The organism is Bartonella krasnovii (assembly GCF_003606345.3).
Taxonomy (GTDB): Bacteria; Pseudomonadota; Alphaproteobacteria; order Rhizobiales; family Rhizobiaceae; genus Bartonella; species Bartonella krasnovii.
This window is the reverse complement of record NZ_CP031844.2, coordinates 841,545-865,873: the sequence shown is the minus strand read 5'-3', so window position 1 is coordinate 865,873 and position 24,329 is coordinate 841,545. Positions and strand designations below refer to the sequence as shown.

General features: G+C 37.2%; 25 protein-coding genes, 2 tRNA genes and 2 pseudogenes. 18 read left to right on the top strand and 11 right to left on the bottom strand.

Translation table 11 applies throughout. The annotated features are described in order from the left end of the window. Positions 1 to 67: 67 nt before the first annotated feature. The gene (locus tag D1092_RS03530) at positions 68 to 373 is read right to left on the bottom strand and encodes a helix-turn-helix domain-containing protein (protein ID WP_120122778.1); all 306 of its coding nucleotides are present in this window, start codon (positions 371 to 373) and stop codon (positions 68 to 70) included. Positions 374 to 525: 152 nt separating this feature from the next. On the opposite strand from D1092_RS03530, the gene D1092_RS03525 reads away from it, so the two are divergent. The 5 genes and pseudogenes from D1092_RS03525 to D1092_RS03505 all read left to right on the top strand — a co-directional run bounded on the left by D1092_RS03525 (position 526) and on the right by D1092_RS03505 (position 4,191). After that, the gene (locus tag D1092_RS03525) at positions 526 to 1,056 is read left to right on the top strand and encodes a helix-turn-helix transcriptional regulator (protein ID WP_120122209.1); all 531 of its coding nucleotides are present in this window, start codon (positions 526 to 528) and stop codon (positions 1,054 to 1,056) included. Between the two features lie 449 nt (positions 1,057 to 1,505). Beyond that, positions 1,506 to 2,161 (top strand): annotated as a pseudogene (locus tag D1092_RS03520) (ERF family protein); the annotation flags it as partial. Position 2,162: 1 nt separating this feature from the next. After that, positions 2,163 to 2,786: a lambda exonuclease family protein gene (locus tag D1092_RS03515; protein ID WP_120122208.1), complete on the top strand. Its 624-nt coding sequence runs from the start codon at positions 2,163 to 2,165 to the stop codon at positions 2,784 to 2,786. Positions 2,787 to 2,898: 112 nt separating this feature from the next. Further along, entirely contained in the window at positions 2,899 to 3,150 is a 252-nt protein-coding gene (locus D1092_RS03510; protein ID WP_120122207.1) for a hypothetical protein, read from the top strand. Positions 3,151 to 3,152: 2 nt separating this feature from the next. Then, positions 3,153 to 4,191: pseudogene (locus D1092_RS03505) on the top strand (tyrosine-type recombinase/integrase). A gap of 55 nt (positions 4,192 to 4,246) precedes the next feature. Here D1092_RS03505 and D1092_RS03500 read toward each other — a convergent pair. From D1092_RS03500 to D1092_RS03470, 7 genes are all read right to left on the bottom strand, one after another. Further along, a complete protein-coding gene (locus D1092_RS03500) occupies positions 4,247 to 4,546 on the bottom strand; it encodes a HigA family addiction module antitoxin (RefSeq protein ID WP_120122206.1) in 300 nt (99 codons plus the stop codon). Between the two features lie 15 nt (positions 4,547 to 4,561). Beyond that, the gene (locus tag D1092_RS03495) at positions 4,562 to 4,843 is read right to left on the bottom strand and encodes a type II toxin-antitoxin system RelE/ParE family toxin (RefSeq protein WP_120122205.1); all 282 of its coding nucleotides are present in this window, start codon (positions 4,841 to 4,843) and stop codon (positions 4,562 to 4,564) included. Positions 4,844 to 5,039: 196 nt separating this feature from the next. Then, positions 5,040 to 5,116, bottom strand: a tRNA-Arg gene (locus tag D1092_RS03490). Positions 5,117 to 5,162: 46 nt separating this feature from the next. Beyond that, positions 5,163 to 5,468: an ETC complex I subunit gene (locus D1092_RS03485; protein WP_120122204.1), complete on the bottom strand. Its 306-nt coding sequence runs from the start codon at positions 5,466 to 5,468 to the stop codon at positions 5,163 to 5,165. A gap of 89 nt (positions 5,469 to 5,557) precedes the next feature. Further along, positions 5,558 to 5,634 (bottom strand) — tRNA-Pro (locus D1092_RS03480). Positions 5,635 to 6,291: 657 nt separating this feature from the next. Then, positions 6,292 to 6,981: a DnaA regulatory inactivator HdaA gene (hdaA, locus tag D1092_RS03475; RefSeq protein WP_120122202.1), complete on the bottom strand. Its 690-nt coding sequence runs from the start codon at positions 6,979 to 6,981 to the stop codon at positions 6,292 to 6,294. After that, positions 6,978 to 8,192: an AI-2E family transporter gene (locus D1092_RS03470; protein ID WP_120122777.1), complete on the bottom strand. Its 1,215-nt coding sequence runs from the start codon at positions 8,190 to 8,192 to the stop codon at positions 6,978 to 6,980. Before D1092_RS03470 ends, hdaA begins: the two co-directional genes overlap by 4 nt. A gap of 160 nt (positions 8,193 to 8,352) precedes the next feature. Here D1092_RS03470 and purM point away from each other — a divergent pair, with 160 nt between their 5' ends. Further along, the gene (purM, locus tag D1092_RS03465) at positions 8,353 to 9,432 is read left to right on the top strand and encodes a phosphoribosylformylglycinamidine cyclo-ligase (RefSeq protein WP_120122201.1); all 1,080 of its coding nucleotides are present in this window, start codon (positions 8,353 to 8,355) and stop codon (positions 9,430 to 9,432) included. Further along, on the top strand, positions 9,429 to 10,040 hold the full coding sequence (gene purN, locus D1092_RS03460; protein WP_120122200.1) for a phosphoribosylglycinamide formyltransferase: 612 nt from the start codon (positions 9,429 to 9,431) through the stop codon (positions 10,038 to 10,040). Before purM ends, purN begins: the two co-directional genes overlap by 4 nt. Before the next feature lie 276 nt (positions 10,041 to 10,316). Here purN and D1092_RS03455 read toward each other — a convergent pair whose 3' ends face one another. Beyond that, complete coding sequence (locus tag D1092_RS03455; protein WP_120122199.1) at positions 10,317 to 12,860, bottom strand: response regulator; 2,544 nt, start codon at positions 12,858 to 12,860, stop codon at positions 10,317 to 10,319. A 215-nt stretch (positions 12,861 to 13,075) separates the two neighbouring features. On the opposite strand from D1092_RS03455, the gene D1092_RS03450 reads away from it, so the two are divergent. After that, the gene (locus D1092_RS03450) at positions 13,076 to 13,552 is read left to right on the top strand and encodes a flagellar biosynthetic protein FliO (RefSeq protein ID WP_120122198.1); all 477 of its coding nucleotides are present in this window, start codon (positions 13,076 to 13,078) and stop codon (positions 13,550 to 13,552) included. Positions 13,553 to 13,612: 60 nt separating this feature from the next. Here the strand turns inward: D1092_RS03450 and dksA are convergent, their stop codons facing one another. Continuing rightward, on the bottom strand, positions 13,613 to 14,029 hold the full coding sequence (gene dksA / locus D1092_RS03445; protein ID WP_120122197.1) for an RNA polymerase-binding protein DksA: 417 nt from the start codon (positions 14,027 to 14,029) through the stop codon (positions 13,613 to 13,615). Between the two features lie 310 nt (positions 14,030 to 14,339). Further along, complete coding sequence (locus D1092_RS03440) at positions 14,340 to 14,873, bottom strand: flavin reductase (RefSeq protein WP_120122776.1); 534 nt, start codon at positions 14,871 to 14,873, stop codon at positions 14,340 to 14,342. Between the two features lie 143 nt (positions 14,874 to 15,016). On the opposite strand from D1092_RS03440, the gene rpe reads away from it, so the two are divergent. From rpe to D1092_RS03390, 10 genes are all read left to right on the top strand, one after another. Continuing rightward, positions 15,017 to 15,691 (top strand): ribulose-phosphate 3-epimerase, encoded by a 675-nt coding sequence (gene rpe, locus D1092_RS03435; protein ID WP_120122196.1) that lies wholly within the window; start codon positions 15,017 to 15,019, stop codon positions 15,689 to 15,691. 10 nt (positions 15,692 to 15,701) lie between these two features. Next, positions 15,702 to 17,009: an adenylosuccinate lyase gene (purB, locus tag D1092_RS03430; RefSeq protein WP_120122195.1), complete on the top strand. Its 1,308-nt coding sequence runs from the start codon at positions 15,702 to 15,704 to the stop codon at positions 17,007 to 17,009. 71 nt (positions 17,010 to 17,080) lie between these two features. Further along, positions 17,081 to 17,629: an RBBP9/YdeN family alpha/beta hydrolase gene (locus D1092_RS03425; RefSeq protein WP_120122194.1), complete on the top strand. Its 549-nt coding sequence runs from the start codon at positions 17,081 to 17,083 to the stop codon at positions 17,627 to 17,629. Between the two features lie 192 nt (positions 17,630 to 17,821). Next, positions 17,822 to 18,586, top strand: coding sequence for a phosphoribosylaminoimidazolesuccinocarboxamide synthase (purC, locus tag D1092_RS03420; RefSeq protein WP_120122193.1), 765 nt, complete (start codon positions 17,822 to 17,824; stop codon positions 18,584 to 18,586). A 65-nt stretch (positions 18,587 to 18,651) separates the two neighbouring features. Beyond that, on the top strand, positions 18,652 to 18,891 hold the full coding sequence (gene purS / locus D1092_RS03415) for a phosphoribosylformylglycinamidine synthase subunit PurS (RefSeq protein WP_120122192.1): 240 nt from the start codon (positions 18,652 to 18,654) through the stop codon (positions 18,889 to 18,891). Positions 18,892 to 18,902: 11 nt separating this feature from the next. After that, positions 18,903 to 19,574 (top strand): phosphoribosylformylglycinamidine synthase subunit PurQ, encoded by a 672-nt coding sequence (gene purQ, locus D1092_RS03410; protein WP_120122191.1) that lies wholly within the window; start codon positions 18,903 to 18,905, stop codon positions 19,572 to 19,574. Between the two features lie 289 nt (positions 19,575 to 19,863). Then, the gene (gene purL, locus D1092_RS03405; RefSeq protein ID WP_120122190.1) at positions 19,864 to 22,074 is read left to right on the top strand and encodes a phosphoribosylformylglycinamidine synthase subunit PurL; all 2,211 of its coding nucleotides are present in this window, start codon (positions 19,864 to 19,866) and stop codon (positions 22,072 to 22,074) included. A gap of 62 nt (positions 22,075 to 22,136) precedes the next feature. Further along, positions 22,137 to 22,370 carry a BolA/IbaG family iron-sulfur metabolism protein gene (locus D1092_RS03400; RefSeq protein WP_120122189.1) on the top strand — a complete coding sequence of 78 codons (234 nt, stop codon included), beginning with the start codon at positions 22,137 to 22,139 and terminating at the stop codon, positions 22,368 to 22,370. 95 nt (positions 22,371 to 22,465) lie between these two features. Next, positions 22,466 to 22,798, top strand: coding sequence for a Grx4 family monothiol glutaredoxin (grxD, locus tag D1092_RS03395; RefSeq protein WP_120122188.1), 333 nt, complete (start codon positions 22,466 to 22,468; stop codon positions 22,796 to 22,798). Between the two features lie 71 nt (positions 22,799 to 22,869). Beyond that, positions 22,870 to 24,126: a multidrug effflux MFS transporter gene (locus D1092_RS03390; RefSeq protein WP_120122187.1), complete on the top strand. Its 1,257-nt coding sequence runs from the start codon at positions 22,870 to 22,872 to the stop codon at positions 24,124 to 24,126. Positions 24,127 to 24,329: the final 203 nt, after the last annotated feature.

Genomic DNA, 24,329 nt, shown 5'->3' with positions numbered 1-24,329 from the left:
TGATAAACCTTTTTATCTTATGGTATCTAAATACATGGCAAATGCGCTAACACGCAGAGCCTAAAGCTCAAGCAGCATTACCGCGTGATAGGGAAGAAACAACAGAATCTGTATTGGCATGTTTTGCTGCTTTAAAAATGCGACGGCGACTTTTGGGGTAGCGGTCGCTAAAAACCTGCTCGACGGGCAAACCGATAAAATCGGCAATGGCGCGTTCGGCTTTCTCGTTAGACCGTGTCCAGATATGTTGAACACTGGATGAGGAGAGTTGATAAGCTTTCGCGAGCTCCGCCAAGGTCATATTACGGCGGCGTAGCTCAGCTAAAATACTATGGCGATCCCATACTTGGATGCATGTTTGTGTGGTTGTCATAACTTTCGCTCCTGCTTCAAACGGATGCTCCCACATCCGTTTTTTGTGGGGTTAATTGTAAAATATCTGCCCTCTATATCGGGCGGTAATAATAGGTGTATATCAAATATTTTACTTTGTAAATAAAATATTTGATATTGGAGTGATTTTTTTTGGCACGTCCTGAAAGAGAACCACAAACAGAACTTGCAAAGCGGTTGCGTGAAATAAGACGAATATTCGGAAACGAAGAACGGGGTATTTTTGCGCAACGCCTTAATTTACAACGAGGTACTCTTGCTAATTACGAAATTGGAGCACATGAGCCACCGTCCTCAGTAATTAATGCTTATTATACAGCCTATAACATTAATCCTCATTGGATCGTCACTGGAGAAGGCGAGATGTTTAGTGATATGGCAAAGGCAAAAGCAGCAGGCTTTAAACCACAAACTATCCCTGCTGGTCTCATGAAAAAACTTGGTCGCATCGCTTATACAACCTATCGCGATGAAAATATAAAACTCCCCCCTGAAGATATAGCGGAACTCGCGGCGGAACTTTATAAAAAACTGCAAGAGCTGGTTCAAGACATCAACGACATGGAAGAAGTCGAGCTTACCTTGCCTCTTCTAAAATTGCATTTAAAGCGCCAAATAGAAGCTGAAAAAGAACATTCCAAAACTACACAAGATACGGCTTAATGCTCCTTTAAAAGGAAAAATACAGGCGCGTTTCTCTTTACATCAAGAAACTTAAATAACACATTGTTTTTAAATAATTATTTTTACAAAAAATAGAAACGCGCCATATGGCGCATATCTTTTTTGCTTTTTTGATCATTTTTGGCTAATTTTGGAGTCAATTGAACTTTTGAATTGATTTTTTTCAAAGGGTCTTCAAAGGCGATTTTCTGGGCTTTCACAGACTTTTTAAAAATCTTCAAAGGGTTTTCAAAAACCTTTCAAAGCCTTTTCTCATTTTTACGCTCAAATTCCGATTTTCGCTCTTTTTGTCACTTTTTTGCAATTTTAGGTGTCAAAATCTATTTTGACAAAACACACATTTAATACTAAATTTTATACATAAAAACAATAAATTATCACGTATTCCTATCTAATCCCACCTAATCCCACTTAGTATAAAACCTAGTGTCAAACTACACCGTCTCAAGAGCCTTCTCGAATTGCGAGAAAAGGAGATAGAACGACAAGAGCGCCAGAACTTTGTCCGTGATCTTTCTACTATGCAAATGGAATATAAAAACATCGAACAAAATGCCCTTAATACACATACTAAAAGTATCTATACAACGCTTGATAAATATATTGATGCAATCAAGAAAACTCTTGCAAAACATCACTTTGCCTTGTTTTCTCAGATCAAAGAACAGGATTCAAACGGTATAACCGTAGAAATGACTTTAAAGCATATATTGGGACATGAAATATCAACACAAGGAACATTTCCCTTTGACGCTACAGGGAGCAAAAACAGCATACAAGCGGTTGGCTCCACTATCACCTACGCACGCAGATATCTCTTAGGCATGCTTCTTAATGTAGCAAGAAAAGAAGACGATACAGATGGAGCCACAATTCTTGCTGGTATCTCTTCTGAACAGATGAATGAAATCAAAGAATTAATAGAACATACACAAACAAAGGAAAACGATATTCTTGCTTTTATAGGCGTAAAAAATCTCACACAGATGTCTTTAAACAAGCCCAAACCGTTTTGTTTGCTTTGAGAAAAAAGAAACGCTCTCAAATGAATAAAGCACAACAAGAGCAACAAAAGGCGGTGTGAAATGGAACAAAGAACAGCAGAATGGTTTCAAGCCCGTTTAGGTAAAGTCACCGCTTCAAACGTTTATAACGTACTCAGTAAAACAGCCAAGGGAATGCCTACAAGCAAATATGAAGACTACAAAATAAAACTTATGACAGAGCGATTAACAGAAGAAATAAGCCAATCTTATATAACGCCCGCTATGCAATGGGGCATTGACTATGAAGAAGATCCCTTGAGAGAATATGCATTCATTTATGATACAGAGGTCACAAGGTGTGGTTTCATTCAACATCCTACAATCCAAATGGCTGGTGCTAGTCCTGATGGGCTTATTGGTGAGGACGGTTTAATTGAGATTAAATGCCCACAATCATCAAATCATCTACGCTTCTTTATAGATAGTAATATCAAGCCCGAATATATCACACAAATGCAATTCCAAATGGCTTGTACGGGACGTAAATGGTGTGATTTCATGAGCTATAATCCAAACTTTGTAGGCAAATCCACTGGTTTGAGAATGAAGATCAAACGCATCAATCGTGATGAAGAACAAATCGAACAAATCAATCAAGCGGTCGAAATCTTTTTAGCAGAAATAGACCAAGAGATGCAAAAGATTTTAGCGAAAGCCGCTTGATGTTATGGGGGTGCTTTCTCCTCCCAGCACCCCCACCCTCTTACCACAATTTTCAAAAAAAATCATGATTCACAACACGGGTGAATTGCACCTAAATTTAAGGGGAACTGACATGGCACAGCGCCCACCTACCATAACACAACCAGCCATTGCGCACGCTTTAAGAGAAGCCAAAAAACAAGGCGCAGAGGTTGTAGAAATAAAACCTACCGGAGAATTATTAATTCATATCAATAAAACTATAACATCACCAACAACAAGGAATAATGCTTACAGTATTGAAGATTTTCCTCCTCTTGAAAATGAACAAGAAGAATGTAGTAATCACCCTTCTTGCCCCTCTGTTGACGGCATAGAATTCTAACCATGCCAAAGCGTCGTCCACCCTATCTTGTTCGTGAACGTACACGCCATGGTAAAATCATATGGTATGTACGTATTGGTCATGGACCACGGTTTCGCATTGAAGGAACTTACGGAACACAAGAATTCGTTGACAATTATACACTTGCCCTTAAGCAAGCGCAAAATGGCTCTTCTAAGATAATGAAACGCACTAAGCTTACAGAAGGGTCTTTTGACTGGTTATTGCATCAGTATTTACAAAGCATGCAATGGCATAATCAATCAGAGTCAACAAAAAAAGTTAAATATCGAATTCTGAATAATGTTTCTAAACATATTGGTAATCGCGCCTATAAAAGCATAGAAAAACAACATATTCTTGATGCTGTAGAAAGAAGACGCAATACTCCCGCAGCTGCAAGACACTTTTTAACGGCTTTAAATGGTCTTTTTAATTGGGCGGTTGATAATGCTCTTTTAAACAGAAACCCCGCTTTTAATATCAAAGCCCCGAAATCTCTTAACACTGAAGGATTGCGACCATGGCTAGAAGAGGACATAGATAAATATTATCAACATTGGTCTGTCGGTACCCATGAGCGCGTATGGATTGATGTTCTTCTTTATACCGGGTTACGCCGTGGTGATGCCGTTCGCATTGGCTGGAAAGATGTTAAAGATAATATTATTCATCTCAAAGCAGAAAAGAGCCAATTTAAAACAGACGTTTTTTTTACCAATTTTACCTGAATTAGAAGAAACTCTTAAAATTGGTCCTATAGGTAATGAAACATTCATATACGGAAAAAACGGAAATAAACTCGTAAAAAAAAGTTTTGGCAATCTATTTCGTGAAGCATGTAATGCGGCGGGAATTAAAAAATCAGCACATGGATTGCGAAAATTAGCAGCAACACGCGCTGCTAATGCTGGTGCTACAGTTTCACAAATGAAAGCACTATTTGGCTGGACAGAAGATAAAATGGCATCCCTTTATACCAAAACAGCCGATAGAAAACGCCTAGCAATAGAAGCAATTAAAAAACTTCAAAAAAACTAAGGCAATGGGTAGCAGCTAAAAACAAAGAAAAGCACCATAAAAGTTATAAACAAAATCAAAGCGGTGTTTGATTATCCTCAGAAACTAGAGGAGAAATAAGCGGTTGTGTCTGTTGCATTGTTTTCCATAAATTATAGTTTGTTTGCATATCTAACCAAAATTTAGCTTTACTAAAACCAGCTAATTCTAATTTAATTGCAAGCTCTGTACTCATAGAAGCATGCCCATTAATCACTCTTGATAGAGAAGCTCTTGTCATATGGAGGTGGTCGGCTAATTTTTGTATTGATAGCCCCATTTCTTCCAAGAAAGCTACTTTTAGAACTTCACCCGGATGTGCAGGATTATGCATCATATTTTGCTCCTTTCATCAATGGTAGTCTTGATAATCAACAAGCTCCACATCTGTTCCTATAAAGCAAAAAGTAACACACCAGTTTCCATTCACCCATATAGAATAATATCCTGTAAGTTCACCTTTAAGAGGGTGCATTTTAAAGGCAGGTGCTTTCAACATTTCAGGCGTCGTAGCACTTGTTAAAGCCGTTAAGATAACGCGTAATTTCTTTACGTGATCTGCTCTAATAGCTTTTGTAGCCCCTGTTGTATAAAATAATTTTAAGCCCTTATGTTTGAAACTCACAATTGCCATTACTGCCCCTTATCGTATATCGTCACTATACGATCAATAAAAATTAAGAGTCAAACGCTATACAATCAAATTTAGTTTCATATTTGGATAAAACGGTTGAAAATAATCTATAAAAAGATTTAGGGCTGACAGAAAATAAATTAATAGAATCAAAGAAAAACTCCCAAGTACTTCTATCTATTAATTTTTTTAAATATGGTGATCCCGACAGGATTCGAACCTGTGACCCACGGCTTAGAAGGCCGTTGCTCTATCCAGCTGAGCTACGGGACCCAACACCCAACTGATTATTTTCTCAATTTAAAATAGCATCTTTAACTTAATGTGTCCAAGATTGCTGACGATCACTGCGAAAATTATCAGAATAAGAAACAGCACGCCGAATCGATATATGTGTTTTTTCTACACGATAAGGGATAGCATTCTTGCGTGCAAAAGCAATGGCTTCTTCCTTTCTATTAAATCGGATTCTTACCTGGCTATTCATATCAGACGTTGCCGTGTAACCCATAAGAGGCTCTAGCATTTTTGGTTTTATCGGCTCATACTGTAGAATCCAAAAGCCTGTATTCCCCTTACCTGACTGCATGGCTGTTTTAGCAGGACTATAAATACGTGCGATCATGCCTTTTCCCTTCAGGTTATACAATACTTTAATGATCGTTTTTCACCACACGTACCCAACTGGTTCATCCTCATATACCTCATCAAATATGGTCGGAGCGATAGGATTCGAACCTACGACCCCCTGATCCCAAATCAGGTGCGCTACCAGACTGCGCTACGCTCCGCTATTTTACATTTATTTGATGCACATTTCCTAAAATTTTAATAATAGAAGTGCAAGAGAAAAACGCATTTTTTTTCAATTTTATTGTATTTCTTTACAAAAAAAGAATGTTTTTAAATTTTTTTCTCCTCAATAATACATTTATTCGCGAAAATAGAATCTGTACAAAAATCTAATCGATATAAAAAAATAATGCACCTCTTATAAGAATTTCATAATTTTATTTTTCTTTAAGCAAACTATCCACTGTATCAGAACACATTCTACAGCTAGAGTGAAAAAACGACTTAAATGTCACAAAAGACTCTCCTAAAGAAAATATAATATCTCCACTATACTCACTATAAAAGTCATCTCTATTAAGTATTTTCCCCTCTTTTTCTATTCTCCCAAAGATGAAAAAATCTCTTTTTTTCTGTAATTCAAGCCCATAAACAATAAACATTTTTTCAAATACAAAAATATATAGCTTGTAAAAGTGATGAAAAGAATACTCATCCAATAAAATCTCAAAGCCATTTCTGATACGCATGAAAAAGTAAAAATAATATCCTTCACTTTTAACAGATATTAAAAGCAGAAAACTTAAATGACCTGTCCTTCCTTATATTCAAACAATAATAAAAGGAAGAACATGTAAAGCCATGATAAGAAATGTTTACATTTTTTTTCTATTCAAAACTTCGGCAATCACAGCACGCGTTATTTTTCTTTTTTTTTGTAAAGCCAATTGATCAACAGAATCAATAACATGCTTCAATGAAAATAAAGAACGTTCACAACGGCTGATAAGATAATAAACTGTATCTGGATGTACAATAAGCTGTCTATCGGAAAAAAGCTTAAAGGCAACGGCTGTTAATAATGCATCATCAGGCTGATTAATTTCAACGAACATCACAGAATTAAGACGACTTTTTAGATCATTTAACTTTAGATTCCAAGCAGAAGGGAGTGTTCGTGCTGTCATCAATAAAGTAGCTTGTCGTGCATCAACATTTGCTTGCTTAACACTGTTAATTAAATGAAAAAGTTCTGTTTCACTAATTTCACCAGTATCAATATCCTCTATTAAAAATGATCTACCTAAAGAAGCCATAGCAACAGCCTGATCAATTTTATTATGCTGAATCCTGAATGCATTTGCTTTTTGCAGCCATATACTCGAAAAGTGCGTTTTTCCAGCTCCTTCTTTTCCAACTAAAACAGCAATAGGTAAGCTCCAATTGGGCCAATGATCAATAAGCTGAAAAGCCATACGATTGCTATCCGTCACGATTAAATCATCAAATTGAAAAATCGGTTCATGAGGGAAATTTAAAGATAATTGCGTTTCTCGCCCATTCATTTTATTAGCGGCTCCGACTTTCCACTTCGCGAATACATCTGAGAACTAAGATAAGTATGAAGGGCAAAACGAACTAAAACGCCCACAGCCGCCGCTGCAGGAACAGCAACAAGCATACCAGTAAAACCAAAGAGTGAAGAAAAAGCAAAAAGCGAAAACATCAACCACACGGGATGTAATCCCACTGATGAACCAACAAGTTTTGGTTGAAGAATATAACCTTCAATAAATTGACCAATTAAAAAAAGTACCATCACAATAATGATTCCCCCCCAATTATTGGGATAAAACTGGACCCATGCAATCCCAACAGAAAGGAGAAAACCACTCATTGTTCCAATATAGGGAATAAAGCTAATAAGGCCAATAAACATACCAACCAAAAGACCAAAGTTGAGCCCTGCAATCGTTAAACCAATAGCATAATATCCCCCCAATATAAGGCAAACGGTTCCTTGTCCACGAACAAATCCAGCGATAGCTCTATCCATTTCATAAAAAATACTTCGAACGGTTTCAAGATGATCTCGTGGTATTAACGAATCAATTGCTGTCACCATACGTGGCCAATCTAATAACATATAAAATGTTACCACAGGTGCCACAACAAATAGGCTAACGATATTAACGATAGACTTTCCTGATTTCAAAAGTGAATTCAAAAGAGATGTAATAAAATCAGAACCTTCTCCTAAAAGCCCTTTAATATTACTCCGTAATTCATTTGGATCACTTCCAAAATAGTGCCTTATCCAATCAAAATCATGTTCAACAAAAAAGGTTTGAATACGATTAATATAAACAGGTAAGCCATCACTCACAAATTGCTGTATTTGCGAACTAATAATAGGAATCAGAATAACTAAAGCAGCAACAAAGATAATAACAATAAATAAGGTAATGAGGACAGTACCAAAAACACGACGAATACCAAACTTTTCAAGCAATTGAACAATTGGATTAAGAAAATAAGCCAATACAATTCCTGCTACAAAAGGAAGCAAAATTGATCCAAAAACGAACATAAAAAGAATAAAAAAAATCAGCGCTCCCAGCCAAAAAAAGATTTGTCTTTTCATATTATTCGGCAAAGGTAATTGTGTATATGCTGGCATATAAGTCTTATAACGGTTACGGGATGTGTTCTCACTCCCTTTCTTTTTCATAAGTTCCCACGAAGACTGTCCATGATTATCTGATATCTTGCTCATAAAATATCCTAAAAAAAAATTCTTCACAAAAATTATAAACATCTTCAAAATAAGGTACAAGTAAAGTTGCTTATTTTCTTACCAATATCTCTTGCAGAGAAAACTCTATCATGGCATTGAATAACATCAAAACCTGATTTTCCACTAAAGGAAGGCTCCAATGAGCAATCAAGATCTTACAAATAATAATCTTACCTACGCAAAAGCCGGTGTAAACATCGATATGGGTAATGCTATGGTAGAAAAAATTAAACCCTTTATACGTGCGACAAAACGAGCCGGAGCAGATGCAGAAATTGGTGGTTTTGGTGGACTTTTTGATTTAAAAGCAGCCGGGTTTACAGATCCTATCTTAGTCGCAGCCAATGATGGAGTGGGAACAAAACTAAAGATTGCCATTGAAGGTGGTCACCATAATACTGTAGGTATTGATCTGGTTGCTATGTGTGTCAATGATTTACTTGTACAAGGAGCGGAACCTCTTTTTTTTCTGGATTATTTTGCAACTGGAAAACTTGATCCTGAACAAGGTGTGGCAATTGTTTCTGGCATTGCAGAAGGATGTAAACAAGCCGGTGCTGCTCTTATTGGGGGAGAAACTGCAGAAATGCCAGGAATGTATGCAGAAGGAGATTATGATCTAGCAGGTTTTGCTGTAGGCGCATGTGAACGCAGCATGCTGCTCCCTTCAAAAGACTTGACAGAAGGTGATATTATATTAGGTCTAAGCTCCTCTGGAGTTCATTCCAACGGCTTTTCGCTTGTTCGACGAATCATTCAACAAAATCATCTCAAATGGAATGACCCTGCCCCTTTTGCCCCCCAAAACAGCCTTGGTACAGCACTCCTGACACCAACACGCATTTACGTGAAATCGCTTCTTCCCATCATGCGAGAATACGAAGGAATTAAAGCTCTAGCGCATATTACGGGTGGAGGCTTTCTTGAAAATATTCCACGTGTCATTCCCTCTTCTCTTTGCGCTGAAATTAATCTTTCTAATATCAATGTTCCCTCCGTTTTTTCATGGATTGCCAAACAAGGTAACATAGAAGAAACAGAAATGTTACGAACATTCAATTGTGGTATTGGCATGATCATTATCGTAGCACAGCATACCGCTGAAACAATTACGCAAGCTCTTGAAAAAAATAGAGAAGCTGTAACTCCTCTTGGCATTTTAACAAAACGTCAAGATCAAAGTAAGGGAATACTTTATAAAGGGGTACTGCATTTATGAAAAAACAAATCGTCGTTTTCATTTCTGGTAATGGATCCAATATGGTCGCCCTTGCTCAAGCGAGCCAACAAAAGGGATATCCTGCTGAAATCGTCGCAGTTATTTGCGATAATCCACGTGCAAACGGTATTCAAAAAGCACAAAATCATAACTTACCTATTCATATTGTTGATCGTAAAATCTACAAAACGAAAGAAGAGCATGAAGAAGATATTTTCACGATTTTAGATCAATATAAGCCGGATTTTCTCTGCTTTGCGGGGTATATGCGCCTTATCTCATCGCGTTTTGTAAAACTTTATGAAGGACGAATTTTAAACATTCATCCTTCTCTTTTACCTTCATTTAAAGGCTTAAACACGCATGAAAGAGTTTTACAAGCAGGTGTAAAAATCACAGGTTGCACTATTCATTTTGTTACAGAAGACATGGATGCTGGAAAAATCCTTGCCCAAGCAGCCGTTCCAGTCTATCCTGATGATACCGCTGAGTGCTTAGCGCAAAGAGTTCTGAAAGCAGAGCATAAACTCTATCCAGAAGCCTTAAAAGCATTTATTGAAGGAAAGAGTGGTATAGTCGATGCGCAACAACAACTCTTATCCTTTTGAATGTATCAGTAATCTGTAGCATTTTTTAACGTTATAAATACAGTTTATCTTTAGGCCTATCATAAAAAAAACCTTAAAGTTTACAGGGTGAGTTTATTTCTTCATAAGTTCTTGCGTAGAATGTGCAGTTTTTTCTGAGTTTTATTTAAATTTCCAGATCTTTCTTCTTCATTTCGTTTTTTGGATATAACCATGCGCTCTCTATTGATCAAAATACTCTCTATTTCCCCTAAAAAATCTTAAAATACTAATTTTTTTATCGCATCTATTTTTGTGTCATGATGAAAGTGTTTCTTTAACTGTTAGAGCTAACTGCTTGAGTGTAAAAGGTTTAGATAAAAAACCAAAAACAGCATCTTTTGGAAGATTCTTAGCAAAAGCATCTTTTGCATATCCAGAAACGAAAAGAAATTTGATATCAGGATAGTTTTTACGGACTTCCTTCAATAAAGTGGGCCCATCCATTTCTGGCATCACCACATCGGAAACAATAATATCGACAATGCCTTTTTTTTCCTCAAGAATAGAAAGGGCTTCCACCCCACTTGCCGCCTCTAAAACCGTATATCCTCTCATTTGAAGAGCTCTTACCCCCCCCATTCTGACCGCATCTTCATCTTCAACCAATAAAACAGTCGCAGATCCTGTTAAGTCTATATTTTTATCTTTCTCTTCTTCTTTTTCAATCTTTTGAGAAGTTTCTCCTTTTACATCTGGGATATAACGGGGCAGAAAAATATGAAATGTTGCTCCTTCTCCCTCTTTACTTTCACAATAAATATACCCACCACTCTGCTTGATAATTCCATAAACCATAGATAAACCAAGGCCTGTTCCTTTTCCAACTTCTTTGGTTGTAAAAAATGGCTCAAACATTTTTTCTTGTATAGCAGCAGATATCCCAGTTCCTGTATCTGAAATAGTCAATTGCACATATTCACCAATTGCTAAACCAAGATGATTAAATTCAGCACTTTGTTGTTTTGTAACATTGTTTGTAGCAATCGTAACAATACCTCCATCAAACATGGCATCACGCGCATTAATAACCAAATTCATAATCACACGCTGGAAAGATGCCTGATCGACTTCAACGCTCCACAAATCTCTTCCATGGATAATTTTTAGCTGAATATTATTCCCCAAAAGTGGTAAAATAAGATTGCGAATATCTGATAAAAACTCTGTAAAATCAACCTCTTCAGGTCTAAGTGTTTGCTTTCTAGAAAAAGCGAGTAATTGTTGGACAAGAGCAGCTGCACGATTAGCATTATTTTTAATATTGATCAGATCAGCATGAGCAGGATCAGAGCTACGATGCGTATTTAAAAGAAGATCACATGACATTAAAATTGCTGTCAAAACATTATTAAAATCATGAGCAATGCCGCCTGCCAATTGTCCAACAGCTTGCATCTTCTGACTTTGCATCATTTTATCTTCAAGTGTTTTTTGTTCTGTTGTTTCAATGACAGAGATAATAACTAAATCTTGTAGAGTATCACCATGATAGGGTGGTATAGACATCACATGGAGGCGTAAATGGCGTTCTTCATTCTTTTCTAAAACCGTTTCCAAAGAAACAAAATAATTTTTATTGGTCGCAATTTTTTGAAAGGCACGCTCTAACTGTATACAATCACGACGAGAAATAATATCATAAAAATTGATAGTCTTATCCATACATTCCGTAAGTGATGAAAAAGCATTATTCATGTGAATCAATTGCCCCTCCTGATTTACCACAGCTATTGCAAAAGGACTCGCATCAAAATATTCTTCTAATATGCTCGGTAATTTTGATTGATCATCATCTTCTTTTTGTATTTGTTGTGGAATAATCACAATACGATAAACGGCTTCCTCCTCTAAGAGAGAAGAAGCAGAAATAAAACAATGAAATATTTTCTCTCCTATCGTTTGTGAATTTAAACATAATGAAAATCTATAAGGTAAAGAGTAACCTGAGTTTTGATATCTGTTGATTTGTAAACAAATATCACTCCATGAACTCTTAGCGCCAACGCTCTCAAATAATGGATCAAAATGATATTGGCCAACCAAAAAATTTGCTAAATCAAGTGAGAACCATTCGGCAAAAACCGCATTGGCATAAAGAAGTGTACCTTGTGTATTAACGGATATAAAACCAACAGGAGCTTGATCTAAGTGATTAATCGCCTCTTGAAGGTTAGAGAAAAAAACTTCTCGGGTTTGTTGTAAATGCGAAATATCGCTAATGCGCCAAAATAAAAGCTTTTTTTTCTGTTTTGTAATAGGTTGAACAGAGATGTTATACCAAACAGATTTTTTTTGTGTAGAATCGGTAAAAATTGGTTGCTCTACTCTTAACTCTTCTTGCGCAGCAAAGTTATTACAGGCTGCAACTTTTAAGCGATAGGAAAGTGCACCAGCTCCTGGAAGATCAGCAATAACCCTATAACAAGACCCTTCAGGCTTATAGGTTAGAATTTTTTGATAGTTTTGATTAGAATAATAAACAAAACCAGAAAGATCAGAGATTACAATTGCATCATCGCTCTTATTAAAGATGTTAAAATCAAAATCCTCATGCAGCCACAATGCGTGGTACCTTAAAATTCCCATTCCACTTAAAATAAGTGTTGCAACACCGATAGTTGCTAGAATCAAAAAAGATGCCACCACAGCCTTTTGCAGATAACTTTGTGGATAAAAAAAATCTAAAATGCCCACAGTGAAAAGGAAAACGAAGATAAAAATAACACCTAAAATCACAACTATTCGACGAACAGAAAACGAAGATGCTGATCTTTCATTATTCTCAAAATCTTTATCCATCTCTCTTTGCCTTAGATTTAGCTGTTTCTTATATCAAGAAACTTCCTTTATATTCATTGTTATAAAATATATACTATGATATCATCTCTCTAAGGAAGCTTACTTAATGTTAAAAAGTTTATTTCTTGTCTTTAAGTGGATCTTTTATAAGACGGTGTTTGTAAATTTATCTCAATAAAAAACGGTAGTTTCCATACCACAATGGGAGAAAATCTATGGTTATCTGGTTGTCAGACCAAATAGGTGTATCTGCTGAAAACATAACGATAAGTTTTTTGTTTTTTATAATAACAATCATAGCTCTTATGGTAATTATCTTGTTGTTACGCCGTTTAAATATGAAAAGGTTCACCAGTAATAGAAAAAAAAGTCTATCACGATTAGCATTATGTGAATCAATTTCTATAGATCGAACACGCCGCCTTGTTTTAGTCCGTTGTGATAATAAAGAACATTTACTCCTTATTGGTGGATTAACAGATATGGTTGTAGAATCCGATATTACCAGCGAATCCAGAACAGAAAAGAGAGAAATCCCCCCCCATCCTACTCCCCCCCTCACAGAAAAAAACGAGATGCCAGATAAAATCTCCTCTTCTTTTACGAATCAAGTAGTAAAAGATTCTGCCATCACGGCTGAAATTGAAGGGAGACAAGAACCATCTTTGTTTATCCCCACCACTCCAAAATAAAATATACAATTTGATTACTCATGTAACTTCATTCGTTTATCGTTCTCATGACTTTAATTGTCAATCATCACGATAAACTTTTTCACGTCGTTCATGACGCTCTTGTGCTTCCAGTGACAAAACGGCAATCGGCCGAGCCTCAAGACGCTTTATACTAATAGGCTCGCCAGTTTCTTCACAAAAACCATATGTCCCATTATCAATTCGCTCCAAGGCAGCATCTATTTTTGCAATAAGTTTCCTTTGACGATCACGAGCACGTAATTCAACTGTACGATCAGTTTCACAAGATGCCCGATCAGTCAAATCTGGTTGACCAACATTCTCTTCTTGCAAGTTTTCCAAAGTCTCACGCGCTTCTTTTAAGATATCATTTTTCCAAGAAACCAATTTAGCACGAAAATACGCCTTCTGCCGTTCATTCATAAAAGGCTCATCTTCACTAGGGCGATATTGACCATCAATCTCTTCGCTCATGCAATAAAAAACCTCCACATCTGCTCTGTGGGGTCTATATATTGTGCAATACCCATCAACACAAGAATAAAATATTTTTCATAACAATCTACAAATATGTCCAAATGCTCTTATTTAGCTTTAACTACTTTTTTGTCTAAGTTTGGACTTTTGATCAAAGATCATCCCAAAATCATCTTTCTCATTTATTGAGAGATCTCAAAAAGAAGAAAATTCAAAGTTTAGAATCATCCCCCTCCTCCTTCTTCAGTGCACTAAATTTAAATGGAACACTAATGAATCATTTCATCCATGCAAAAAATAAAAATCTTTATAAAGGCAAAGTGTGATATCCACGCTTCAAATACATCAAAGCATCTTTTTCTTGACTACGGTTGATTGCAACAACTTCACCAATCAATACACAATGAGTTGCATGTTCATGCCAACAAATTAAACGGCAATCAAAAGATGCTATAGCATCTGAAAGACTAGGCGCCCCCGTCTGCAAAGTTCCCCATCGAGCCATATCAAAACGCTCATTTTGTGTAACATTGCAACGCCTCGAAAAAATATCCGCTAATGGACGATGTTTTCCTGCCAAGCTATTAACACAAAAAATTCCATTCTCCATAAACACATGATTCTTCAGGTTATGGCGCATGAGACAAACAAGAAGAGTTGGAGGATCATCTGATAAAGAGCAACACGCCGAAACAGTCACCCCACGCTTTCCCTTAATGCCATCTGTTGTCACAATATGCACAGCGCCTGCAAAATAGCTCATCGCATCTCGATATTCTTGCGAAGAAACAGTAATATTATCTTGAAGTTCAGGCTTCAAACATGTTTTATGATTCGACATATCTTTCACTTATCAAACTTTAAAATTTCAAGCGATCTTTGTATAAAAAAATCTATAATACGTATTTTTCTTTTTCGTCATAACACAAAAGATATTTGTGTATACACAGCGACATGCTAAAATAGCCAATCAAGGAGATTTTTATGCCCCATTCTCATCTCATTTCACCTTCGCTCTTGGCGTCTGATTTTTCTAAACTTGGGCAAGAAATATTAGATGTTGTTGATGCTGGTGCAGATTGGCTTCATCTCGATATTATGGATGGGCACTTTGTTCCTAACATCACCTTTGGCCCTGAAGTCGTCAAAGCTCTGCGTCCGTTAACAAAAGTAATATTTGATGTCCACCTAATGATTAAACCAGTTGATCCTTATTTGGAAGCTTTTGCAAAAGCAGGTGCAGATATTATAACCATTCATGCTGAAGCAAGTCCCCATCTTCATCGTTCACTCCAAACAATCAAAGCAATGGGTAAAAAAGCAGGAATTGCACTCAATCCAAGCACTCCTGAACATGTCCTTGAATATTTGCTTGATCAATTAGATCTCATCCTCATCATGACGGTCAATCCCGGTTTTGGTGGACAAAGTTTTATTCCAGAAATAAAAGATAAAATTAAGCGCGTTAAAAGTATGATTACAAATCGCCCTATTGATCTTGAAGTTGATGGTGGTATCACCGTTGATACAATTGGAATAACTGCAAAAGCTGGTGCAAATGTATTTGTCGCAGGCTCTGCAATTTATAAAAACGGAAACAAAGAGCTTTACAAAACACGCATGAGTGCATTACGCCAAGCCGCACTTCTCTCACAATAAGGAAAAAATAATGATCGCACGTTATTCCCGCCCTGAAATGGTAGCAATTTGGTCTCCCGAAACGAAATATCGTATTTGGTTTGAAATTGAAGCTCATGCCTGTGACGCTCTTGCTCAACTGGGGGTTATTCCAAAAGAAGCCGCCAAAGTTATTTGGGAAAAAGGGAGGGCCGCTGAATTTGATGTCAATCGTATTGATGAAATTGAAGCCATTACCAAACATGATGTTATTGCTTTTTTAACCCACCTTGCTGAATTCATTGGCCCCGAAGCACGTTTTATCCACCAAGGTATGACATCATCTGATGTTCTTGATACAACGCTGAGCATTCAATTGATGCGTGCAAGTGATATTTTGCTCAAGGATATAGACCAACTTCTTGAAGCTTTAAAAAGACGTGCTTTTGAGCATAAAGAAACCATCACTATTGGGCGAAGTCATGGCATTCATGCTGAACCAACAACATTTGGAGTCAAATTCGCTCTCGCATACGCTGAATTTTCCCGTTGTCGCAAACGCCTTCTTGCTGCACGCGAAGAAATTTCTACTTGTGCGATTTCAGGTGCTGTAGGAACTTTTGCCAATATCGATCCACGCGTTGAAGAATACGTTGCAAAAGCCTTGAGGATGCGTGCTGAATCCGTTTCCACCCAAGTTATACCACGAGATCGTCATGCGATGTTTTTTGCAACACTTGGTGTTATTGCGTCCTCTATTGAAAGGTTAGCAATAGAAATACGCCATTTACAGCGAACAGAAGTTCTCGAAGCAGAGGAACATTTCTCACCAGGGCAAAAAGGTTCATCAGCAATGCCTCATAAACGCAATCCAGTTTTAACAGAAAATTTAACGGGATTAGCCCGTATGGTCCGTGCATTTGCACTCCCTGCCATGGAAAATGTAGCACTTTGGCATGAACGCGATATTTCTCACTCATCTGTTGAGCGTTATATTGGCCCTGATGCAACGATTACACTTGATTTTGCTCTTTCTCGCCTCACATCCGTCATTGAGAATTTAATTATCTATCCAGAAAATATGCAAAAAAATCTCAATAAATTCCGTGGTCTTATTCACTCACAACGGGTACTTTTAGCACTCACACAAGCAGGAATCAGTCGCGAAGATGCGTATCGGATTGTACAACGAAATGCGATGAAGGTTTGGGAACAAGGAAAAGATTTTTTAGAAGAACTACTCAACGACAAAGATGTTAGCAAAGCTTTAAGTGAGGCAGAGCTTCGAGAAAAATTTGATCTTTCTTATCACACCAAACATATCAACACGATTTTTAAACGTGTTTTTGAACAACAATAGAACAGCATAGAAAGCCCAAATCTATTCCCTCTATGATCACAAGACTATTGTAATAAAGAAAATAATAATTCATGAAAGCGAATCAACTCGATATTCTTATTGTTCCTGGCTACAAAGGATCTGGCCCTGATCATTGGCAAACACGTTGGGAGAAAAAACTGTCGACAGCCCGCCGTATAGAACAAGCCCATTGGTCAAAACCTGTTTGTGACGAATGGGTTAATGAAGTTAAAGCCGCCATTGCACAAGCTCAAAGGCCCGTTATGATTATTGCTCATTCATTAGGCGTTCCTACCGCACTTCAAGCAACTGTACAAAATGCAGAAAAAATTTGTGGCGCTTTCTTTGTTGCGCCTCCCGATGTCGCTAATGAGAAAATACGTCCCAAACATTTAATGACATTTGGCCCTTATCATCGTCAAAAGTTACCTTTTCCTTCTATTATTATAGCCAGCCGCAACGATGAATTTTGTCAATTTTCAGTAGCAGAAAAAATCGCCCATGACTGGGGTTCTCTCCTTGTTGATGCCGGCTATTCTGGCCATATTAACGCAGAATCTGGACACGGACCTTGGCCTGAAGGGCTTATGGTTCTTTCTCAATTTCTTGCAAAAATCTGATCCAAGACTTGCAGAAATTTGATCTCAAAGAAGGTATCCTTTTCTCATTGCTTTCTATCTCTCTCTTTGAATCGATATACTATGACAAAAATTATAAGAGTATCATAGTAATATCATTGAGAATTTCGATCAATTAGGATAGTATCACTTATAATGTTATTAAAAACCTCTCAAGATAAATAGAGAATTATAATGAATCGTCGCCACCGTATTTATGAAGGCAAGGCTAAAATTTTATATGAAGGGCCTGAACCAGGGACTTATATTCAGTTTTTTAAAGATGACGCCACGGCCTTTAATGCAAAAAAACATGAAATTATTGACGGAAAAGGGGTTTTAAACAACCGAATTTCGGAACATATCTTTAGCCATCTTGGACGTTTGGGTATCCCAACACATTTCATCAAACGCATAAATATGCGCGAACAGCTTATTAAAGCGGTGGAAATTATTCCACTGGAAGTTGTTGTTCGCAATATCGCGGCTGGCTCTCTTGCAAAGCGTTTAGGACTAGAAGAAGGGACCCCACTCCCGCAATCTATCATTGAGTTCTACTATAAAAATGATTCTCTCGATGATCCGATGGTGACAGAAGAACATATCACTGCTTTTGGGTGGGCTGTTCCACAAGAGCTAGAAGATATCATGCAACTTTCAATCCGTATTAATGATTTTCTTTCTGGGCTTTTTGCCGGTGTCAATATCCAGTTAGTTGATTTTAAAATGGAGTTTGGCCGCCTGTGGGAAGATGAAACAATGCGCATTATTCTTGCTGATGAAATTTCACCTGATTCTGCACGACTATGGGATATGCAAACACGAGAAAAGATGGATAAAGATCGTTTTCGTCGTGATATGGGAGGACTTATTAATGCCTATCAAGAGGTTGCCAAACGCCTTGGTATTATGAATGAAAATGAACCAACTAGGCCAAGTGGTCCTGTCTTGGTAAAATAATTACCCCTTTCTATCAATACACCTCTCTTCAAAGAAGAGGTTCTTTTAAAAACAGGAAGCAAAAAATGAAAGCACGCATTACAGTTACTTTAAAAGAAAGCGTTCTTGATCCACAAGGAGAAGCAATCGCCGGTGCTTTAAAAAGTTTAGCTTTCGAAGGTATTCACTCTATTCGTCAAGGAAAAGTTTTTGATATTGTTCTTGATGATCACCCCTCTGAAACAGCAAAGAAAAAACTTGAGCAGATGTGTGAAGAATTACTCGCAAATACTGTCATTGAAAATTATACTATCGAACTTCTCTAAGTGGAACACCTATGAAAACTGCCATCATTCAATTTCCTGGATTAAATCGTGATCGAGATATGGTTGCAGCATTGCATCATATAACAGGAGCTGAGCCCTTAAAAATTTGGCAAACAGAAACAACAATTCCAGATGTAGATGTTATTATTATTCCAGGTGGTTTTTCTTATGGTGACTATTTGCGATGTGGAGCTATTGGAGCGCGAACCCCCATCTTAAAAGCTATTCGTGAAAAAGCACAAAAAGGGATTACGATAATAGGTGTTTGTAATGGATTTCAAATTTTATTGGAAGCTGGATTATTACCAGGCACTTTAATGAGTAATGCTTCCTTAAAATTTGTTTGTCGTGAAATCAAACTTGAAGTCGTTAACGCCAAGACAAAATTTTCTCGATATTATTCTAAAGGACAAATTATTCGTTGTCCTGTTGCCCACCACGACGGAAATTACTTTGCTGACAGCGAAACATTAAAACAGATGGAAGATAATGAACAAATTGTTTTTCGCTATGCAGAAAATACAAACCCTAATGGCTCAATAAAAGATATTGCTGGTATTGTTAATAAAGCTGGTAATATTCTTGGTATGATGCCTCATCCTGAAAATCTTATTGAACCTGCTCATGGAGGGATTGACGGTCGTTTATTTTTTCAAAGTGCTTTAGAATTAGTCAATAGGTGATGCTACAAAAATCCTTGTGCTCGATAACTTAAAAAAACAAAGGTCTATATCATTTTTCATGTTATAAACTTATAAACAGAAATTCTATACAAATAACAATGGATATTATTCTCTCAAAACATAATTATTTAAGATTGTTTTGGTCTTGAAACCCATTCAATCTAACGAACAAAATCTTCAGCTTACAGATGAATATTTTTTATTAAACCACATAGTTTTTCATAATCTAAGCTGCTAGGTTAAAAAAATTAAAATGCTAAATTTCGATTAATTTGACGGGTAAATACTCATGAATCCTTGTAATAACATTATGATTACACCAGAGCTCATTGCACAACACGGCTTAAAAGAGGATGAATATCAGCGTATCCTGACATTAATCGGGAGAGAGCCAACATTTACTGAACTGGGAATTTTTTCTGCAATGTGGAACGAGCATTGTTCCTATAAATCCTCTAAAAAATGGCTCAAAACGCTTCCCACAGAAGGAAAGTGTGTTATTCAAGGTCCTGGTGAAAATGCTGGTGTGGTTGATATTGGTGAAGGGAAATGTGTTGTTTTCAAAATGGAAAGTCATAATCATCCTTCTTATATTGAACCTTATCAAGGTGCTGCGACAGGCGTTGGTGGTATTTTACGTGATGTCTTTACAATGGGTGCCCGTCCTGTTGCAGCGATGAATGCATTGCGTTTTGGTGCTCCTGATCACCCTCGAACACGCCACCTTGTCTCTGGTGTTGTGTCTGGAATAGGTGGTTATAGCAATTCTTTTGGTGTTCCAACAGTTGGTGGAGAAGTCAATTTTGATGAGCGCTATAATGGCAATATCCTCGTTAACGCTTTTGTCGCCGGTATTGCAAAGACAGATGCTCTTTTTTATTCCAAAGCACAAGGAGTCGGACTCCCTGTTGTTTATCTTGGTGCAAAAACGGGGCGAGATGGTGTTGGTGGAGCAACAATGGCTTCTGCTGAATTTGATGATTCAATCAGTGAAAAACGCCCAACTGTTCAAGTTGGTGATCCTTTTACAGAAAAATGTCTTCTTGAAGCATGTTTAGAGCTCATGGAACTTGGAGCCGTAGTTGCTATTCAAGATATGGGGGCCGCAGGTCTCACCTCTTCTGCCGTTGAAATGGGTGCTAAAGGAAATCTAGGTATACAGCTTAATCTCGATAAAGTTCCCGTTCGTGAAGAAAACATGACAGCCTATGAAATGATGCTTTCTGAAAGTCAAGAGCGCATGCTCATGGTTCTTAAACCAGAACTAGAAAAACAAGCAGCAGCGATTTTTCATAAGTGGGGGCTCCATTTTTCCATTATTGGAAAAACCACTGATGATTTACGTTTCCGTGTCTTTCATCAGGGAGAAGAAGTTGTTAATCTTCCTATCAAAGAACTTGGTGATGAAGCACCTGTTTATGATCGTCCTTGGAGTGAACCTGCAAAAAAAACACCTCTGAAAGCAGAAGACGTCAAAAAAGTCGAGAATCTTGGTGATGTGCTTTTGACCTTATTAAATTCTGCTAATCAAAGTTCACGACGATGGGTTTATGAACAATATGATACGCTTATCCAAGGAAATAGCCTCATTTGTCCAGGAAGTGACGCAGGCGTTATCCGCGTCAGTAATAAGAGTAAAAGAGCTCTTGCTTTTTCTTCTGATGTAACACCACGTTATTGTGAAGCAGACCCTTATGAGGGAGGGAAACAAGCTGTTGCAGAATGCTGGAGAAATATTAGCACGACAGGTGCAACACCACTGGCTGCGACAGATAATCTCAATTTTGGAAACCCTGAAAAGTCTGAAATCATGGGACAACTCGTTTTTGCAATTAAAGGCATCGGAGAGGCTTGCAGAATCCTCGACTTCCCTATCGTTTCAGGCAATGTTTCTCTTTACAACGAAACAAATGGAGAAGCTATTCTTCCTACCCCCACAATTGCTGGTGTAGGACTTCTAAGTGATTGGTCAAAAATGGTAACAATAAGTGGTATGCAAAATGGAGATAGCATCATTTTAGTGGGAGATTGCGGCTCTCATTTAGGACAATCAATCTATGCACGTGACATTTTAAATATTGATGCAGGTGCCCCTCCCCCTGTAGATTTGCAACTTGAAAAAAAGCATGGTCAGTTTGTCCGAGATGTCATTCATAACGGTTTTGTTCATGCCGCTCATGATATTTCTGATGGAGGACTAGCGATTGCACTTGCAGAAATGGTCATTAAAGCAGGTAAAGGAATCAAGGTAAAATTAAGCAATAAATCTCCCCACCATGCAGAACTGTTTGGAGAAGACCAAGGACGTTATCTTTTAGCCGTCAAGCCTGATGCTCTCAATAGTCTTAAAGAGCATGCACAAAACCATGCCGTTTCTTTAATAGAGCTAGGTCATGTTGAAGGAGATTCCCTTAATATAGATGAGATATTCACACTTTCAGTAGAAAATCTTACACAAGCTTATGAAAACTGGTTTCCACAGTTTATGGGTGAAGCGTAAAAATTTATTCTTTCTCTTAAAAACAACTCTTACGAAAAAATGAACGACATAGGAGAATAATGATGGCAATGAGTGCCCATGCAATTGAAAAGCTTATTCGTGAAGGTATTCCTGATGCTATTGTAACAATTCGTGATCTTGCTGGAGATGGGGAACATTATGCTGCAGAAGTTATTTCTGAAAGTTTTCGTGGTAAAACCCGTGTTCAGCAACATAAAATGGTCTACGATGCGCTTAAAGGTAATATGGGAAATGAACTTCATGCCTTAATGTTGCAAACAAATATCCCAAAATAATCTAAAATTTCTTCTTGCATTCATTCATTCAATAAGATTAAAAAATACTACGAACATTACGCACTTATAAAAATCTTAAATATCGAGGGATAAAAATGACCACTATTCGTGATTTTATTGACAACGAAATTAAAGCAAACGACGTCATTTTATTCATGAAAGGAACACCTGATGCTCCACAATGTGGTTTTTCAGGGCAGGTTGTTCAAATCCTCAACTATTTAGGATTAAGTTATAAAGGGATTAATATTCTGACTTCCGACGAATTGCGTCAAGGGATTAAAGAATATTCAAATTGGCCAACAATTCCGCAGCTTTATATCAAAGGTGAATTTATCGGAGGCTGTGATATTGTTAAAGAAATGTTTCAAAACAATGAATTACAAAAACTTTTGAAAGAAAAGAATATTCCTTGTAATCAGTCATAGGTATCTTTCATTTTATTCAGACTCTTTAAAAGAGCTGTTTTCAGAAGAGATTTTTATTTCAAGGATGCCATATGTCATATTCAGTTGATGAACAAACGCATAGTGATGCGATTAGAAAAAAAATTGGTTATAAAGAATTTGTTATCCTAATTGCTTCACTCATGGCTATTAACGCTATAGCTGTAGATATCATGTTACCAGCTATGCCCGATATTTTGAACGGTTTAAATGTTCTCAACGAGAATGATCAACATTATATCATTTCGAGTTATCTTATTAGTTATGGTATTGCTCAAATATTTTTTGGCCCAATCAGTGATCGATATGGGCGACGCAAACTTATGCTTATTGGGCTTGCTTTTTATTCATTTACGGCGATTGGTTGTGCCTTTGTAACTGATTTTTCTCTCTTACTTATTTTGCGTGTCTTGCAAGGCATTGGAGGAGCATCTATGCGCGTCCTTACAGTGTCAGTCGTCCGTGATCTCTACAGTGGTCGCAAAATGGCAGAAGTCATGTCTATTGTTATGATGGTTTTTCTTGTTGCGCCAATGGTTGGTCCCGCAACAGGACAAATCATTTTACTGCTCGGGCACTGGCAATTTATTTTTGTTTTCATGGCAATGATTAGTTTTGGGTTGATGATTTGGATTCTATTTCGCTTGCCTGAAACACTACATGAACAACGCCCTCTTTCCTTTTCTTCAGTCAAACACAACTTATGGGTTGTTGTGACAAATCGTACAACACTTTGCTACACACTCGCAACGTCCATCATTTTAGGCTGCATTTTTATTGCTGTTAATACATCACAACAAACTTATGAAGGAATTTATAATTTAGGCTTTTGGTTTCCGATAGCATTCGCCATCGGTGCTGCATTTCAAGCTTTTTCATCATTCATGAATTCTCAACTTGTTGGGCGTCTTGGAATGCGGCGTATTGCACATACGATGCTTCTACTTTTTTGTGGCTCTTCATGCATTTGGTTTATTGGATCTATTTTAGCAGGTGGTGTTCTTCCTTTTCCTTTTTATATGACGTTATATTGTATATTAATGTTTACCTGCGGTGGTATTATGGCCAATTTCAATACACTTGCTCTCGAATCTGTGGGCGAAATTGCTGGTACAGCCTCTTCTGTCTCCGGATTCCTCCAAACATCGATCGGTGCAGGACTGAGCTTTTTTATAGCCCAACAATTTAATGAAACAACCATTCCAAACTCGGCAGGATTTTTCTTTCTCAGTCTCATTGCTATCCTTCTTGTCTTATGGGCTGAACGTGGTCATCTCTTCAGGCAATATCATCATAATCCTAACGAATAATCATGCTTAAGAAAAAATTAATAAAATCTCTTTTGAACAAAAAAGAGATGCCTTTCACACAAAACAGAATGCCTCCAAATAGGACACCCTTGACTTGAATATTTGTATATTTGTTTTAAAGATAATACACTTCTCAAAGCATCAAATCATTTCACGATAGCCTTTATGAATGATATAAACTTTCTACCATCTTCACACTTATG

Bases quoted from the DNA above. Each gene is read 5' to 3' on its own strand.
- D1092_RS03530 (WP_120122778.1), bottom strand. From the start codon at position 373: ATGACAACCACACAAACATGCATCCAAGTATGGGATCGCCATAGTATT.
- D1092_RS03515 (WP_120122208.1), top strand. From the start codon at position 2,163: ATGGAACAAAGAACAGCAGAATGGTTTCAAGCCCGTTTAGGTAAAGTC.
- D1092_RS03510 (WP_120122207.1), top strand. From the start codon at position 2,899: ATGGCACAGCGCCCACCTACCATAACACAACCAGCCATTGCGCACGCT.
- D1092_RS03500 (WP_120122206.1), bottom strand. From the start codon at position 4,546: ATGATGCATAATCCTGCACATCCGGGTGAAGTTCTAAAAGTAGCTTTC.
- D1092_RS03495 (WP_120122205.1), bottom strand. From the start codon at position 4,843: ATGGCAATTGTGAGTTTCAAACATAAGGGCTTAAAATTATTTTATACA.
- D1092_RS03485 (WP_120122204.1), bottom strand. From the start codon at position 5,468: ATGATCGCACGTATTTATAGTCCTGCTAAAACAGCCATGCAGTCAGGT.
- hdaA (WP_120122202.1), bottom strand. From the start codon at position 6,981: ATGAATGGGCGAGAAACGCAATTATCTTTAAATTTCCCTCATGAACCG.
- D1092_RS03470 (WP_120122777.1), bottom strand. From the start codon at position 8,192: ATGAGCAAGATATCAGATAATCATGGACAGTCTTCGTGGGAACTTATG.
- purM (WP_120122201.1), top strand. From the start codon at position 8,353: ATGAGCAATCAAGATCTTACAAATAATAATCTTACCTACGCAAAAGCC.
- purN (WP_120122200.1), top strand. From the start codon at position 9,429: ATGAAAAAACAAATCGTCGTTTTCATTTCTGGTAATGGATCCAATATG.
- D1092_RS03455 (WP_120122199.1), bottom strand. From the start codon at position 12,860: ATGGATAAAGATTTTGAGAATAATGAAAGATCAGCATCTTCGTTTTCT.
- D1092_RS03450 (WP_120122198.1), top strand. From the start codon at position 13,076: ATGGTTATCTGGTTGTCAGACCAAATAGGTGTATCTGCTGAAAACATA.
- dksA (WP_120122197.1), bottom strand. From the start codon at position 14,029: ATGAGCGAAGAGATTGATGGTCAATATCGCCCTAGTGAAGATGAGCCT.
- D1092_RS03440 (WP_120122776.1), bottom strand. From the start codon at position 14,873: ATGTCGAATCATAAAACATGTTTGAAGCCTGAACTTCAAGATAATATT.
- rpe (WP_120122196.1), top strand. From the start codon at position 15,017: ATGCCCCATTCTCATCTCATTTCACCTTCGCTCTTGGCGTCTGATTTT.
- purB (WP_120122195.1), top strand. From the start codon at position 15,702: ATGATCGCACGTTATTCCCGCCCTGAAATGGTAGCAATTTGGTCTCCC.
- D1092_RS03425 (WP_120122194.1), top strand. From the start codon at position 17,081: ATGAAAGCGAATCAACTCGATATTCTTATTGTTCCTGGCTACAAAGGA.
- purC (WP_120122193.1), top strand. From the start codon at position 17,822: ATGAATCGTCGCCACCGTATTTATGAAGGCAAGGCTAAAATTTTATAT.
- purS (WP_120122192.1), top strand. From the start codon at position 18,652: ATGAAAGCACGCATTACAGTTACTTTAAAAGAAAGCGTTCTTGATCCA.
- purQ (WP_120122191.1), top strand. From the start codon at position 18,903: ATGAAAACTGCCATCATTCAATTTCCTGGATTAAATCGTGATCGAGAT.
- purL (WP_120122190.1), top strand. From the start codon at position 19,864: ATGAATCCTTGTAATAACATTATGATTACACCAGAGCTCATTGCACAA.
- D1092_RS03400 (WP_120122189.1), top strand. From the start codon at position 22,137: ATGGCAATGAGTGCCCATGCAATTGAAAAGCTTATTCGTGAAGGTATT.
- grxD (WP_120122188.1), top strand. From the start codon at position 22,466: ATGACCACTATTCGTGATTTTATTGACAACGAAATTAAAGCAAACGAC.
- D1092_RS03390 (WP_120122187.1), top strand. From the start codon at position 22,870: ATGTCATATTCAGTTGATGAACAAACGCATAGTGATGCGATTAGAAAA.